The following is a 15037-nucleotide window of genomic DNA, read 5'->3' as shown; positions in this document are numbered from 1 at the left end:
TGGTTTCACTTGCAACTGACTGATCTATAGCCGATGGTTAGAGGCAAACATTTTGATATGGAGATCTGTTGATGAGCGTCCTGCTTCTGGTTCTCAGTGCCCTGGTGCTGATCTATTTCAGCATTGGTGGCAAAACCACCGCGATCGTGATGTCCGTCGCCACCCTGATCGGGGTGGCCAACGACGACTGGCACATCCTCAGCTTTCTGGTTGGCGGTATCCTGCTGGCACTGGCCCTGCTGATCACCCTGCCCGGAGACCTCCGCCTGGACAAGCTCAGCCGGCCATTGCTGGGCTGGGTCCGCAGCCGCTTGCCCAAGCTGTCGCCGACCGAACAGGAAGCCCTGGCCTCTGGCTCTGTAGACTGGGACGGCGAACTGTTCTCCGGCAAGCCGGAATGGAACAAGCTGCTGGACGCCGCCCCCGCGCACCTGACCAGTGAAGAGCAGGCATTTCTCGACGGCCCGGTGGAAGAGCTGTGCCAGATGCTGGACGACTGGCAGATCACCCACGAACACTACGACCTGCCCGAAAAAGCCTGGAAATTCATCCGTGAAAACGGCTTCTTCGGCCTGGTCATTCCCAAGGAAGACGGCGGCCTGGGCTTCTCCAACACCGCCCATTCCGAAATCGTGATGAAAATCTCCACCCGCAGCGTATCGGCTGCAGTCACCGTGATGGTGCCCAACTCCCTGGGCCCGGGCGAGCTGCTGATGCACTACGGCACCGACGACCAGAAGCAGCATTACCTGCCGCGCCTGGCCGGTGGCGAAGAGATTCCCTGCTTTGCCCTCACATCCCCGGTGGCCGGCTCCGATGCCGGCGCGATTCCGGATAAAGGCATCGTCTGCAAGGGCGAATGGAACGGCAAGGAAGTACTGGGCCTGAAGGTCACCTGGAACAAGCGCTACATCACCCTGGCCCCGGTGGCGACCCTGATCGGCCTGGCCATCAAGGTGTATGACCCGGAAAAACTGCTGGGCGGCGAAGATGACATTGGCGTTACCTGTGTGCTGGTACCCCGGGATACCGACGGCGTGCACGCCGGCGCCCGCCACCTGCCCATGAACACGGTATTCATGAACGGCCCCACCTGGGGCAATGAAGTCTTTATTCCCATGGAACAGGTCATCGGCGGCCAGGACATGCTCGGCAAGGGCTGGAAAATGCTGCTGGAATGCCTGTCCATCGGCCGTTCCATCTCCCTGCCGGCGCTTGGCACCGGTGCCGGCAAACTGGCCAGCCTGGCTACGGGATCGTACGCCTACACCCGGGAGCAGTTCGGCCGCTCCATCAGCCAGTTTGAAGGCGTGCAGGAAGCCCTGGAACCCATTGCCGGCTACACCTACATGATGGACGCTGCCCGCCTGCTCACCGCCGGTATGCTGGACCGGGGCGTACGGCCGTCCGTGCCCTCGGCCGTGCTGAAATACCGCAACACCGACCTGATGCGCGAAGTGATCAACCACGCCATGGACGTAGTAGCCGGCCGCGGCGTGATCACCGGCCCCCGCAACTTCCTGGCCCGGGCCTACCAGGCCGTGCCCATCGGAATTACCGTAGAAGGCGCAAATATCCTGACCCGCAGCCTGATGATCTTCGGCCAGGGCGCCATCCGCTGCCATCCGTTTATCGTCGAAGAAATCGAAGCGGCCGGCATGGAAGACGAAGACAAGGCTGCCAAGAAATTCGACGGCATCTTCTACCGCCACCTGGCCCACACCACCCGCAATGCCCTGCGTGCACTCGTGCTGGGCCTGAGCAAGGGCTGGCTGGAAACCGCGCCACGCCACGGCGACATCGAGAAGTACTACCGCCAGCTGGGCCGTTTCTCTGCGGCCTTCGCCCTGATGACCGACGTCACCCTGCTGACCGTCGGCGGTGGCCTGAAAGCCCGCCAGCGCTTGTCTGGCCGCATGGCCGACTGCCTGGTGCAACTGTACTACGCCACGGCGGTGATCAAGCAATGGCACGAAGAAGGCTACCCGGACGACCAGCGAGACCTGGTGGAATGGTGCCTGCAAACCTGCCTGCACGACCTGCAGAACTCCATGCGCGAAGCCATCATCAACTTCCCGGTCCCGGCCCTGCGCTGGCCGCTACGGTTGCTGGTGTTCCCGCTCGGCGCCACCGGCCTGAACGGCCCGAATGACAAACTGGGTGCCAGAGTGGCCGCCACCATTGTGAAAGACACCCCGGTACGCCAGCGCATCAGCCGCGGCACCTTCGTAAACCTGGACCCGAACGATCCGCTGGGGCGGGTACTCAACGCCTACAAACTGGCCAACGAAACCGCCGGCATGCGCCAGCGGTTGCACGAAGCCATCCGCAGCCGCGACGAAGACGAGCTGGACGGCATCGCCCTGTTGATGGGGCATCAGCGCAAGGAGCTGGTGGACTGGGCCTGTGCCCAGGGTATCGTAACAGCCGACGAGTGCCCGAAACTGGAAGAAGCCCTGACAGCCCTGTACGACGTGATCCGCGTAGATGCGTTTGATGCTGATGGCCTGAAAGCACTGGCCAAAGCGGCGACCGGTAAGCGTAAAGTTGTCGAGCGGTCTTCGGAGTAGGGTTACTTGTATGGGTGGAGGTCAATCCTTGGCGGGAGGGGGCTCCAAAAACCGCTCCTTACGGCACATCCATGTGGCGCTTCTGCTCCGCCATCCATGGCTCCGCACATTTTTGGAGCCCCCTCCCGCCAAGGCTTTCCCCAGACCATGTGCAGGCCGCCCCGAAAATCCGACTTTAACAAAGCGAACTGCACAAGGCATAGCTGAACAGGGCGGGCGAGCCTTTCCAGAAATTTGTGGAGCCATGGATGGCGGAACATAAGCGCCCATGGAAGGCTAGAGCGCTTTCTGGAAAGGCTCGCCCGCCCTGTTCAAAGCACCGAAGCAGCAGGCTAGGAGGATCACTCCCCCCGAAGCCCACCCCGAATCGCCTCATCAACCAGCCACCGGCGCAGGGTCTGAATCCCACGTTCCCGCCGGCGGCTGGTTTTCCAGGCAAAGTAGAACTTATCGCCGGTCACCACCGAATGGGTCGGTAAACGAACGAAGTCTTGGGAATCCTTCCGGGTACTCAGCATATAGTCGTTGGTCAGGGCGATTCCCTGATGGAACCGCGCAGCTTCCAGCGCCAGCAGCATGTGGCTGAAATGCTGAACACGGGCAGCAGACGGCAACGGCTGCTCCACATCCCGGAACCACGCCTGCCAGTCACCGGCAGGTTTGTCGAAAATGCTGTGGGTCGATAACAACGGAAAACGCGCGATATCCTCCGGCGACAGGGGATCCTCATACCGCCCCTCCGGCTCCGCGTCACGCCCTAACTCCCGCCGGATACGCTGCCAGTAATCCTGACTGCACACCGGAAACAACCGCTCCGTGTACAAATGCTCGTAGCTGTAGGCCGGCGCCGTGGTGTGGATGGTGATAAAACAATCCGCCACCCGATCCGACAACACCGGGTTCTCGCTGCTCATCTCCAGCGCCAGGTCAATCTGCGGGTGCAACCGCTGCAAATCCGGCAACCGCGGCACCAGCCAGCGCACCGCAAACGAACTGAACACCGACAACCGCAACCGGGACTCCTCATGCCCCAGTAACTGCTCACTGGCCCGTTCAATCTGCAACAGCGCCGACCCGACCGCATCAAAATACTGCCGGCCTTCGTCGGTCAGCGTCACCGCGCGACCGGAACGCCAGAAAAGCCGTTCGCCCAGATAAGTCTCCAGCTGTTTGACCTGGTGACTGACTGCACTCTGGGTGATCGACAGTTCCTCGGCGGCAGCCGAAAAGCTGTTCAGCCGGGCAACGGCTTCGAATACGGGGAGGGCTTTCAGTGGGGGTAGTCTCATTGACGCCAGCTATCTATTTTTCTAATGACTGTTCAATAATGATCATTTTATCGGATAGTAGCACTTCATTAGACTCACCACAGAATTTCGCGGATCAGTCCGGGTTGTCCCTCCGAAAATGTTCGTAGCCATGGATGGCGGAGACAAGCGTACATGGATGTACTCGCAGCGGTTTTCGGAGGGACAACCCGGACTGATCCTGCCACCAAACGATGAAGGCTGGATAAAGGAAGGAAACACCAAAGTGTCAGGCAAAACCGTCAACAGCGCCATTCTGCTGCTGGTCATCGGCAACGCCATGGCCATACTCTCGGACGTCTTCATCAAACTGATGGACCCCGGCGCCCCCGTCTTCCAGTTCGCCTTCCTGCGCTGCGTACTCACCCTGGTGTTCCTGCTGCCGCTGGCCCGCAAACTCGACACAGGCAACCTCTTCGGCGGCCTGAAAGTCCACGCCATCCGCGCCCACATCCACCTGGTCGGCATCGTATGCATGGTGATCGCCCTCACCAACCTGCCGCTGGCTACCGCTAACGCCCTGTTCTACGCCGCGCCGATACTGGTGATGGTGCTGTCGGCCGTATTCTTCCGGGAAAAACTCACCCCCCTAAGCGTCACCGCCGTGTTCAGTGGCTTTGCCGGCATCATCGTGATACTGCGCCCGGTGGAGTTCAACTGGGCCGTCATCGCCGCCCTGGGCTCGGCCTTTGCCCTGGCCATCAACGCCGTCATGGTGCGGCAGCTGCCGAAAGAACAAACCACCGTGCACAAGCTGTTCCTGAACTACCTGCTGATCATACCGGCCGCAGGCGCACTGGCATTCTGGGAAGGGGCAACGTGGAACCTGCAGATCCTGGTCAGCGCCGCCGGCTCCGCCCTGTTCATCCTGGGTTACAACATCACCGTGTTGCTGGCCTACCGGCAGGTGGATGCCAACCAGGTCACCAGCGCCGAATACACCGGGCTGATCTGGGCGGTGGCCATTGGCTGGATCTGGTTTGGTGAGGTGCCGGACCTGTGGTTCCTCGCCGGCAGCATGATGATCGTGGTGCCGTTGGTACTGATTGGCCTGCGGCACCGGAGACGGCGTTCACCGGCCCGGGGCTTTAACCCCGCCAGCCGGGAAACACCGCAGAAAGAGCTGGAACCCGGGTTCAGCGGGTCTGCTCAATGATCGCCTGGGTATCGCGGATAATCCGCGCTACCCGATGCTCCGGCGCCAGACGGTCGTCGTAGCCGTAGCTGGTGCGGTATCCGTTCCGGTGATCGTCACGATACCGGTAGTGATCGTGGCGGTCCCGGTATTTTTCGCGGTACTTTTCCTGTTTGTAGCGCGCTTTTTGCCGCTTTTCCCAGTATTTTCGATCATGGTCCCGGCTGTAGTGCCGGTCGCCACGATGATCGCGGTCCCGCCATTCCGAGCGCAGGTACTTCTTCTGATGCCCCGGCGGCAGCGCCTTGCCCCGTTCCAGCTGTTTCTGGATGCCCGGCGGGTGGCCGTGGCCACGGTAGCCGTCTGCCTGTGCCAGGCCGGCAAAGCCCAGGGCGACAATCAGGGTACTGCTGATCAGTAGTCGTTTCATGATGACTCTCCCATCTGTTGACCGACTGAAACCATGCTATACGGAAACTTTCCGTGAAGCCTTGCCGTCAGATTACCGAACAGAAGGGTGTTGTCAGCGCCCGAAGGGCGAATTTGCACAAGCTTTACACCGGTTGACGTTTAACGGTCCTTAACCGCGACAGGTTCGTTGCCAAGCAGGTGCGTTTCTATCGCAAAGGTATGCACACAGTCGTCGCCCAATGCCCGCAAAGACTCCGCCAGCCGCAGCAGATACTCGGAATTCGGGCCGCTGGGCCCGGCGGCAGCGGCAATCTGGGCGGCGATATCCGCTTCCGGAGCCTCTCCCAGAAACGCCTCGTTATCCTCCGTGGCGATGTACACCAGCCCCTCGGCGTGGCTGCCGTCGTCGAAGGTCATGGTGGTGCTGAAGCGCAGGTAGCCGTTCTTCTCCCGCACATCCAGGTACTCGAACACATTGGGCGATACCCGGTAGGCCATGCCTTTGCATCGGGCTCCGGGCTGCTCAATCAGGGTAACCACCCGCCCCGGTGCTTCCGGTGTACCCCGATGGTCGTGGGAACCCTGCCAGAACCGCCGCGCCCAACCGCGAATAGTGGCCGGGCGTTGTTCCAGAAACGGGAAATCCACCTTGTAAATCAGCGAGCCATAGCCAAACAGCCATACCGATTCGATACCCTCAAAGTTGTACCGGGCCCGATTGTGGTCGATAGTATTAGCAGTCATTCCTGTCCTGACATATCCGGGAGACGTTTCAATTGCAGGTTTTTCATTCAATCCGGCTGGCGCTTCTGGCCAGCTTTGCCGGCTGGCTCATCCAGTGTCCGGTTAGCGCAGCCGAGCCGGACAGCCAGCCAATACCCACCTACAGCGTGGTGGTTCAGGATATTGATTACTATCCCATCTACAAGGCTGATTTAGCCAGTAACGAGTATTCCGGTTACCTGCGGGACCTGATGGATGCCTTTGCTGCGGCCGAGGCTATCCGCTTCGAGTACAAGGTGCGGCCGGTGCGCCGGATGATCTGGGAGTACACCCGGGGCCTGTATGACTTCGCCCTGCCCGATCACCCCAACTGGAACAAATCCGAAAAACTGGGCATGGAGCTGAGCTATTCGCCGCCGCTGCTGCACTTTGCCGATGGCCTGTACGTGTTGCGGGAAAACGCCGGCATCACCCGGGAGCAGATGGCCGATTACGGCACCATACACGGCTTTACCCCGTGGAAATTCCAGGACCGGATCGACCAGGGCAATGTTGAACTGATTACCGCATCATCGCCGGAAAACCTGGTGCTGATGGCGCTGGCCGGTCGGGTAGAAGTGATCAACCTGGCGGCGCCGGTGGCGGAGTACCATTTCCGCAACCTGGACGCGACAGGGCGCTTTGAAACCGCGGCCCACCTGCTGCCGGTCAGCCTCAGCAGCTACCATCTGTCATCTGCCCGGCACCCGGACATCATCAACGCACTGGCCGATTTTCTTGAGCAGAACCCCGAAATCCCACAGCAACTGCAGGAAAAATACCGGTTTCCGGCCTTACCTTCAGGCGACTGATGCCATAAACCCGGCAATACCGGTCAGAACGATTTCCGCCGCCATGGCCGAGAGAATCAGGCCGCTGATCTTCGACATGATGTTCAGGCCGGTCTTGCCCAGGGCTTTTTCCAGGTAGCTGGACAACCGCAGCAACACCGCCAGGATCAGCAAGCCAGACACCAGCCCCAGCAAACCGCCCGCCACTTCCGGCACCGCCTTGAGTTCAGCACCGTAAACCAGGATGGCACCAATGGTTGCCGGGCCGATCATCACCGGAATGGCCAGGGGCACCACGGCGATGTCATCGCGGTCTTCATCCGGCAGGCCGGTGGCATGGTTGCGGGTACCGCTGTTCACCAGGCTGATGGCGGTGAGGAACAGCAAGCTGCCGGCCCCGATGCGGAACGAATTCAGGGTAATGCCGATGGCGTTGAACAGCAGCGGGCCGGCAAAGAACAGGATCACCCCCAGAATAAACGCCGACACACAGGCCCGGCGGATGATCGACGCCTTCTCGGCTGCCGGTAACCCCCGGGTAAGCGCCAGGAACATGGTGACCACGAAAAACGGCGCCAGCAGGAACAGGAAGCGAATGGTGCTGCTGAGGTAGGTCGAGAAAAACGTTTCAAGCATTGAGGCAAATCCGGCACAGGTTTAAAGCCGGTAAGCATAGCGCCGGTTTGCCGGTTCTGCCGTAAGGAAGAGAACCTATGATGGGTGTTCAGCGCTTCTTGATGGATGGTTTGCGGGGCTTTCCGGGTTTCGACGGTTTGCCCTTCGGGCCGGGGCCTTTGCGGCCTTTGCCTGCGGGGGCTTTTCCGCCGGGCTTTGCTCCGGCCCTGGCCGGCTTACCACCAGGACCCGGGCGACCGCCCTTCGCTGAAGCAGGCTTTTTGCGGGGCTTGTTACCGGCCGGCTGCGAGGCCTCCGACGACGAATCCCGGATGGCATCGAACAGCACCGCCAGTTCTTTTTCTGTGAGATCCCGCCAGGCCCCCACCGGCAGGCCCTGCAGGCTGACGTTCATGATCCGCACCCGCTCCAGCCGAGTGACCTCGTAGCCAAAATGCTCGGCCATGCGGCGGATCTGGCGGTTCAGGCCCTGTACCAGGATGATGCGGAACACAAACCGGGAAACCTTCTCGACCTTGCAGCGCTTGGTCATGGTGCCCAGGATTGGCACGCCGTTACTCATGCCCTCGACGAATTCCCGGGTGACCGGCTTATCCACCGTCACCAGGTATTCTTTCTCATGGTTATTACCGGCCCGCAGGATCTTGTTCACCAGGTCGCCGTTACTGGTGAGGAAAATCAGCCCCTGGGAGTCTTTATCCAGCCGGCCGATGGGGAAAATCCGTTCGCTGTGGCCGACAAAGCGCTGGATATTGTCTTTCTCAGCACTGTCGGTGGTGCTGACAATGCCCACCGGCTTGTTCAGGGCGATAAAGACCAGGTCTTCCTCATCCCGGGGTTCCACCACCTGGCCGTTCACCTTCACCACATCGCCCGGCAACACCTGGTCGCCCACCTGGGCCCGGCGGCCGTTGATGTGAACATTACCCTGCTCGATATAGCGGTCAGCATCCCGGCGCGAGCACATGCCGCTCTCGCTGATGTATTTGTTCAGTCGGGTGGAGGTTCTGGTGTTCATGGAGCCCTGCCGGATGCCTGGAAATGGGATAACTCACGGTCGAATGCGGGCATCATCCCACCGGGTGGCCGCTACGGCAACCGGCAAACCGCGGCTCGCCCTCCAAACTATCCCAGTGTTATCTGGAACTTACACCAGCATTAGACTAAAGAATTAGGTAGTTTCACTAACACCATTAAGCATGCTTTCTTGTTTCGCTGTTAGAATATGGCGCTTTTCTGTTCGCCCCATTGCCGACAAGGTCAGGAACCGGGGCCGTTAACCGCATAACAAGAGGTGGATCATGTCGACCGAATCCAGGATTCGTTGCCCAAAACTTAGCAAGCGTATTATGAGTGCACGAGACGCTGCCAGCCTGATCCCCTCCGGCGTGAACGTGGGCATGAGCGGCTTCACCGGCGCGGGCTACCCGAAAGCCGTGCCCCAGGCCCTGGCCGAGCACATCCGTGACCACCGCGCCCGTGGCGAGAACTTCCGCATCAGCGTATGGACCGGTGCCTCCACCGCCCCGGAACTGGACGGCGCGCTGGCCGAAGTGGACGGCATTGAAATGCGCCTGCCCTACCAGAGCGATCCCACCTGCCGCCAGAAGATCAACGAAGGCAAGATGGAATACATGGATATCCACCTGTCGCACGTGGCCCAGCACGCCTGGTCCGGTTTCTTCGGCAAGCTGGATATTGCCGTCATCGAGGTGGTAGGCATTACGGAAGATGGTCGGCTGATTCCGTCGTCATCCATCGGCAACAACAAAACCTGGATTGACCAGGCCGACAAGGTCATCCTCGAAGTGAACCACGGCCAGAGTGCCGGCCTGGAAGGCATGCACGACGTCTATTACGGCACCGCCCTGCCGCCGCGCCGCAAGCCGATCCCGATCACCAAACCGGACGAGCGCTTTGGTGAGAAGTACCTGATGTGCCCGCCGGAGAAAGTGATTGCGGTAGTGGAAACCAACTCGCCGGACCGCAACTCCCGTTTCAGCGACCCGGACGAAAACTCCCGTCGCATTGCCGGCCACCTGCTGGACTTCTTCGCCAGCGAAGTCGAAAAGAAGCGCCTGCCGGCCAACCTGCTGCCGCTGCAATCCGGCGTCGGCAACATTGCCAACGCTGTGATGGCTGGCCTGAACGAAGGCCCGTTCAACAACCTGACCGCCTACACCGAAGTACTGCAGGACGGCATGCTGGAGATGCTGAAATCCGGCAAACTCGCCAAGGCCTCAGCCACCGCCTTCTCCCTGAGCCCGGAAGCCAACCAGGAGCTGGCCGACAACATCGATTTCTACCGGGACCGCATTGTGCTGCGTACCCAGGAAATCAGTAACCATCCGGAAGTGATCCGCCGCCTTGGCATCATTGCCATGAACGGCATGATTGAAGCCGACATCTACGGCAACGTGAACTCTACCCACGTGATGGGCACCCGCATCATGAACGGCATCGGCGGTTCCGGCGACTTTGCCCGTAACGGCTTCCTGTCGGTGTTCATGACCCCGTCGACCGCCAAGGGTGGCTCTATTTCCACGATTGTGCCGATGGTGTCCCACGTGGACCACACCGAACACGATGTGCAGATTGTCGTGACCGAACAGGGCCTGGCCGACCTGCGAGGCCTTCCGCCCCGCCAGCGGGCGCTGAACATCATCGAAAAGTGTGCGCACCCGGACTTCCGCCCGCGCCTGCGGGACTACTTCGAACGCGCCTGCAACAGCGGCCGCGGTATGCACACCCCGCACCTGCTGGAAGAAGCCCTGAGCTGGCACCACCGCTTCGAAGAAACCGGGCAGATGTAACCCGGTTTACAGGGCCAGCCACTGCGCCGGCCCTGTTGCAATGGTCAGCCGGCCAACGCCGGCTCGCCACCCTGCTCCATCACCTCTGCTGCTTCACACACATACTGCTCGGCATCAAAGAGCCGGGTCTGCTGCCGGAACTGCCAGGTGAAGCCCGGCCACAGGGTGGTGTTCTTGCCGTTCTCGTTCACGTACCAGCTCTTGCAGCCGGTCTGCCACACGGAATCGCCGAGCTTGGCGTGAATCGAGGCGTTGTACTGGCTGAAGGCATCGTCTTTCACTTCCACGGTTTTCCAGCCCCGGTGCTGCATTTTCTTCAGGGCATCCAGCACGTACTGAACCTGGGATTCGATCATGTACACCATGGAACTGTGGCCGAGGCCGGTGTTCGGGCCCATCAGCATGAAGAAGTTGGGGAAGCCGGCCACCGTGGTGCCCTTGTAGGCTTCCGCACCCTCTCGCCAGGCATCCAGCAGGTCCTGGCCGCCACGGCCGAAGATCACGCCCCGGGGAATCGGCTCCTGGGCCTTGAAGCCGGTGCCGTACACGATGCAGTCCACCTCACGTTCAGTGCCGTTGTTATCCACAATGGTGTTGCCCTTCACTTCACGGATGCCATCGGTGAGCACATCCACGTGATCCTGGTCCAGCGCCGGGTAGTAGTTGTTGGAGATCAGCACCCGCTTGCAGCCGAAGTGGAAATCCGGCGTGACTTTCTTGCGCAGCGCCTTGTCCTTGATCTGGTTGCGGATGTGGCGGCGGGCCTGCAGTTCACCGATTTTCAGGATGCGCGGGTTACCCACAAAGCCCAGCACCCGGGCTTCCAGCATCCAGTAAATGCTCTGGCGGAAAGCGTTCAAAGTTTGCGGGAACTTGCGGAACATCATCCGCTCCAGCGGGCGGATTTCCCGATCCGGCTTGGGCATGATCCACGGCGGCGTGCGCTGGTACAGGTCCAGGTGGGCCGCACTCCTGGCAATCTCCGGCACAAACTGGATGGCCGAGGCGCCGGTACCGATAACGGCCACCCGCTTGCCCCGGAAATCATAGTCGTGGTCCCAGTTCTGGGAGTGGAAGCGAGTGCCGGTGAAAGACTCCATGCCCTTGATGTCCGGGTACGCCGGCGTGCTCAGGCCACCCATGCCGGACACCAGCACCCCGGCGTGCAGTTTGCGGAATCTGGGCAGGGTTTTGTCACTGCAATCCAGTGAATCACCGGGCTTGAGGCCCTGTTTTTCCATATAGGCCCAGAGTTCGGGGCTGTCGCAGGTTTCGATGGTCCAGGCACCGGTTCTTTCATCCCAGCGGGCACCGGCTACGTGGGTGTTAAGCTGGATGTGCTCCATCAGGCCGTACTTTTCCGCGCAGTGGCGCAGGTAGGCTTTGATCTCCGGCTGGGTGGCGAACATCCGGCTCCAGTTGGGGTTCTGTTCGAAGGAGAAGGAGTACAGCGCAGATTGCACGTCGCAGGCGCAGCCGGGGTAGTGGTTTTCGTGCCAGGTGCCGCCGATGTCGTCGCTTTGTTCGAGGATCACAAAGTCGTGGAATCCTGCTTCCTTGAGTTTGATGGCCATGCCGAGGCCGGAGAAGCCGGTGCCGATGATGGCGATCTGGGCGGTTTGTGTCATTGCAGCACTCCTGTGTGGCCTGTTTGGGCCTTGCCTGTTGTTGTTTCGGTGGTCATCATGACCGGTAGACACATGTATACCGCCATGAGTAGACACTTGTATACTCCGGTTCGGGTGTTTGGCCTTGGGTGACAGATTGTTGGCCTGTGTGGCGCCTTGCTGGGGTGATCGGGATCTACTGGCCGCTGGCTTCGGGGGGTTGGTTGGTTTGGGGGGAGGCTGTCCAAAAACCGCTCCTTGCGGCACCCCTTCGGGGTCCGGCCCGCAATCACAGATTGCGGTCGCTCAGCTGTCGCATGAAGCTTCGCTTCATCAGCGCTCGGCTGAGCCCATGTGGCGCTTCTGCTCCGCCATCCATGGCTCCGCACATTTTTGGACAGCCTCCCCCCAAACCAACCTTCAAACTTATGTGTCGGCCGTCTCCCAAATGCTGAATCTGAGAAGGCATGCATACTCACTGTTAGAACGGCCGGGCGGTGGGCCTTGTTCACAGACTGTTGAAGGCCAGGGACGGCCTGAAACAAGCGCACAGGGATGTGCTCGTAGCGTGTCTGTGAACAAGGCCCACCGCCCGGCCCAACTCCAGAATATGAGGCTAAAATGAACACACTGGCCGGTGGAAAACTCAAACTGGTTCAGGCCGCTCTGCGGTTGATTACCGAAACGCGGAGCCTGACGTCGTTGGGGCTGCGGGAGCTGGCTCGTGAGGCGGGGTTGAATCCGAATACGTTTTACCGGCACTTCAAAAGCCTGGATGAATTCGGGCTGCAGGTGCTGGGGTATATCGCCGAGGATATGAAAACCGGGGTGCGGCAGCTGCGGCAGATGGCGGATTCTTCCGAGCAGGCGTCACACGATACCGTCACTTTTGTGTACCGCTACTTCCTCGCCAATCCGGCTGCCACCACCGTGGCTGTTCGTGAGCTGCACGGGCCGTCGCCGGTGTTGCGCCGGGCTTTGGAGGCGCAGCTGGATGCCAGTGCCCGGGAGATGGCGGAGGATATTCTGGAGCGGGGTCTGGTGCCGGGGGTAGACGCCGCGGTGGTGCACGAGATTTCCCACATGACCATTCGCTACATCCTGTTCCGGGCCATGGATTACATCGAGAAGCCGGAGCAGCGGGAGCGGATTCAGCTGGAGACAGAGCGGTTTATCAACCGGCAGTTTCGGGGTGCGCTGCTGGAGGGGGTTGAAGTAGAAAATCTCCTGGCGCTGCAGGAACAAAAAAGCCGCGGGGCCTGAGCAGGCGCCGCGGCAAGCAGGATCGAAGGAGTAGTTCGATCAGTAAAGCTTGGCCAGGGATTTCTTGGCGAAGGCTTCCACTTCGTTCAATCGGCCTTCTTTCACTTTCACCAGCCATTCCGGGTCTTGCAACAGGGCGCGGCCGACGGCAATGAGTTCAAATTCGCCGTTGGTCATACGCTCAACCAGCTCGTCGATGCCGGACTGTTCAACGGCTTCTTTCTTGCTGGCAAAAGTGCCGCTGATGAAGTCTTCGGTCAGGCCTACGCTGCCAACAGACATGGTCGGCTTGCCGGTGAGTTTCTGGGTCCAGCCGGCCAGGTTCAGGTTGGAACCTTCAAATTCCGGTTCCCAGAAGCGACGGGTGGAGGCGTGGAAGATATCCACACCGGCATCCACCAGCGGCTTCAGGAACTGTTCCAGTTGTTCCGGGCTGTCGACCAGTTTGGCTTCATAGGCTTGCTGCTTCCACTGGGAGAAACGCAGCATGATCGGGTAATCCGGGCCTACGCGGTGGCGGACTTCTTCGACGATTTCCACTACGAAGCGCAGGCGGTTTTCCATGCTGCCGCCGTATTCGTCGTCGCGTTGGTTGGTGCCTTCCCACAGGAACTGGTCCAGCAGGTAACCATGGGCACCGTGGATTTCCACGCCGTCAAAACCGAGGGCCTTGGCATCCTGGGCAGCATCGCCGAAGGCTTTGATCACATCCTGGATGTCTTCCTTGCTCATCACCTTGCCGTTGGGCTTGCCCGGGGCAAACAGGCCTGAAGGGCTGTAACCGGGAACAGACGGATCCGGCTCGATACCTTCTTTGCGCACCGCGCCCACGTGCCACAGCTGCGGGAAGATGGCGCCGCCGGCTTCGTGCACGGCATCAACCACCTGCTTCCAGCCCGCCAGGGCTTCGTCGCCATAGAAGGCCGGCACGTTCGGGTAACCGTTGGCCGCCGCGTGATTCACTACGGTGCCCTCGGTAATGATCAGGCCAACACCGGCTTCGGCACGGCGGCGATAGTAATCCACCACATCCTGCCCCGGCACGCCATTGGGCGAGAAGTTGCGGGTCATCGGAGCCATGGCTACGCGGTTACGCAGCTTGAGGTTGTGCAGTTCAAACGGTTCAAACAACGGGCCTAGATTCATGCTCATAAACAGTATGCAACCTTCTTAATTTGGTTTCGTAAAGCAACCCTATTCAATCCGGTTTCAAAATGCAACCCTATTGGGTACACTCCCTGACATGGCCAGAAAACGTTTTGATGATTCCAGTTGTTCCGTCGCCCGCGCCCTCAATGAAGTGGGCGACTGGTGGTCCCTGCTGATTGTGCTGCATGCAATGTACGGTACCCGGCGGTTTGTGGACTTCCAGCAGCAGCTGGGCATCGCCAAGAACATCCTGTGCGACCGCCTGGCCAAGTTGGTGGACAACGAAGTGCTGCGCAAGGAAGATGTGGGCGAGCATGGCTCCCGCTTTGAATACCGCCTGACCGAAAAAGGCCGGGACCTGTTTCCGGTGGTGGTAGCCCTGCGCCAGTGGGGCGACAAATGGAACCCGGCACCAGACGGCCAGCCGCTGGATCTTCGTGACCGGGAGAGTGGCCAGCCTATCCAGGCCGTGACGGTTCAGAACGCCAAAGGCGAACCCTTGAGCATCCGGGATGTGTTGGTGGCGGAAGACCTGGAGAAGGCCAGCAACCAGGGCTGACTATACGAAGTGTCCGAAGCGCCTCCGTTTTTTT

13 protein-coding genes are annotated in these 15037 nt (G+C 60.3%); 6 read left to right on the top strand and 7 right to left on the bottom strand.

Features of this window, described 5'->3' with window-relative positions; translation table 11 throughout:
* Window positions 1-71: 71 nt before the first annotated feature.
* Window positions 72-2570 carry an acyl-CoA dehydrogenase gene (locus B9Q17_RS08015; RefSeq protein WP_094624817.1) on the top strand — a complete coding sequence of 833 codons (2499 nt, stop codon included), beginning with the start codon at window positions 72-74 and terminating at the stop codon, window positions 2568-2570.
* 341 nt (window positions 2571-2911) lie between these two features.
* Here the strand turns inward: B9Q17_RS08015 and B9Q17_RS08010 are convergent, their stop codons facing one another.
* Window positions 2912-3859, bottom strand: a complete 948-nt coding sequence (locus B9Q17_RS08010) for a LysR substrate-binding domain-containing protein (protein ID WP_094624816.1) — start codon at window positions 3857-3859, stop codon at window positions 2912-2914.
* Between the two features lie 244 nt (window positions 3860-4103).
* Here B9Q17_RS08010 and B9Q17_RS08005 point away from each other — a divergent pair, with 244 nt between their 5' ends.
* Entirely contained in the window at window positions 4104-5033 is a 930-nt protein-coding gene (locus B9Q17_RS08005) for a DMT family transporter (RefSeq protein ID WP_094624983.1), read from the top strand.
* On the opposite strand, the gene B9Q17_RS08000 is transcribed toward B9Q17_RS08005, so the two are convergent.
* Together B9Q17_RS08000 and B9Q17_RS07995 are read right to left on the bottom strand one after the other, a co-directional pair.
* Window positions 5014-5442: a hypothetical protein gene (locus tag B9Q17_RS08000; protein WP_094624815.1), complete on the bottom strand. Its 429-nt coding sequence runs from the start codon at window positions 5440-5442 to the stop codon at window positions 5014-5016. The two genes, B9Q17_RS08005 and B9Q17_RS08000, sit on opposite strands and share 20 nt — an antisense overlap.
* 140 nt (window positions 5443-5582) lie before the next feature.
* Window positions 5583-6167, bottom strand: a complete 585-nt coding sequence (locus B9Q17_RS07995) for a gamma-glutamylcyclotransferase (RefSeq protein WP_094624814.1) — start codon at window positions 6165-6167, stop codon at window positions 5583-5585.
* Between the two features lie 32 nt (window positions 6168-6199).
* Here B9Q17_RS07995 and B9Q17_RS07990 point away from each other — a divergent pair, with 32 nt between their 5' ends.
* On the top strand, window positions 6200-6997 hold the full coding sequence (locus B9Q17_RS07990; RefSeq protein ID WP_094624813.1) for a transporter substrate-binding domain-containing protein: 798 nt from the start codon (window positions 6200-6202) through the stop codon (window positions 6995-6997).
* Here B9Q17_RS07990 and B9Q17_RS07985 read toward each other — a convergent pair.
* The gene (locus B9Q17_RS07985; protein WP_022990652.1) at window positions 6986-7612 is read right to left on the bottom strand and encodes a MarC family protein; all 627 of its coding nucleotides are present in this window, start codon (window positions 7610-7612) and stop codon (window positions 6986-6988) included. The genes B9Q17_RS07990 and B9Q17_RS07985 overlap by 12 nt on opposite strands.
* Before the next feature lie 88 nt (window positions 7613-7700).
* Entirely contained in the window at window positions 7701-8630 is a 930-nt protein-coding gene (gene rluF / locus B9Q17_RS07980) for a 23S rRNA pseudouridine(2604) synthase RluF (RefSeq protein ID WP_094624812.1), read from the bottom strand.
* A 283-nt stretch (window positions 8631-8913) separates the two neighbouring features.
* On the opposite strand from rluF, the gene B9Q17_RS07975 reads away from it, so the two are divergent.
* Window positions 8914-10425 carry a succinyl-CoA:acetate CoA-transferase ScpC gene (locus tag B9Q17_RS07975; protein ID WP_094624811.1) on the top strand — a complete coding sequence of 504 codons (1512 nt, stop codon included), beginning with the start codon at window positions 8914-8916 and terminating at the stop codon, window positions 10423-10425.
* 44 nt (window positions 10426-10469) lie between these two features.
* On the opposite strand, the gene B9Q17_RS07970 is transcribed toward B9Q17_RS07975, so the two are convergent.
* Window positions 10470-12053: a flavin-containing monooxygenase gene (locus B9Q17_RS07970; protein WP_094624810.1), complete on the bottom strand. Its 1584-nt coding sequence runs from the start codon at window positions 12051-12053 to the stop codon at window positions 10470-10472.
* 600 nt (window positions 12054-12653) lie between these two features.
* On the opposite strand from B9Q17_RS07970, the gene B9Q17_RS07965 reads away from it, so the two are divergent.
* Window positions 12654-13295, top strand: a complete 642-nt coding sequence (locus B9Q17_RS07965; RefSeq protein ID WP_094624809.1) for a TetR family transcriptional regulator — start codon at window positions 12654-12656, stop codon at window positions 13293-13295.
* Between the two features lie 39 nt (window positions 13296-13334).
* Here B9Q17_RS07965 and B9Q17_RS07960 read toward each other — a convergent pair whose 3' ends face one another.
* On the bottom strand, window positions 13335-14447 hold the full coding sequence (locus tag B9Q17_RS07960) for an NADH:flavin oxidoreductase (RefSeq protein ID WP_094624808.1): 1113 nt from the start codon (window positions 14445-14447) through the stop codon (window positions 13335-13337).
* Window positions 14448-14538: 91 nt separating this feature from the next.
* On the opposite strand from B9Q17_RS07960, the gene B9Q17_RS07955 reads away from it, so the two are divergent.
* Window positions 14539-15003 carry a winged helix-turn-helix transcriptional regulator gene (locus tag B9Q17_RS07955; RefSeq protein WP_094624807.1) on the top strand — a complete coding sequence of 155 codons (465 nt, stop codon included), beginning with the start codon at window positions 14539-14541 and terminating at the stop codon, window positions 15001-15003.
* Window positions 15004-15037: the final 34 nt, after the last annotated feature.

This window comes from Marinobacter vinifirmus, from assembly GCF_002258215.1.
In the GTDB taxonomy this organism is placed as follows: Bacteria; Pseudomonadota; Gammaproteobacteria; order Pseudomonadales; family Oleiphilaceae; genus Marinobacter; species Marinobacter vinifirmus.
This window is presented reverse-complemented; position numbering and strand designations above follow the sequence as displayed.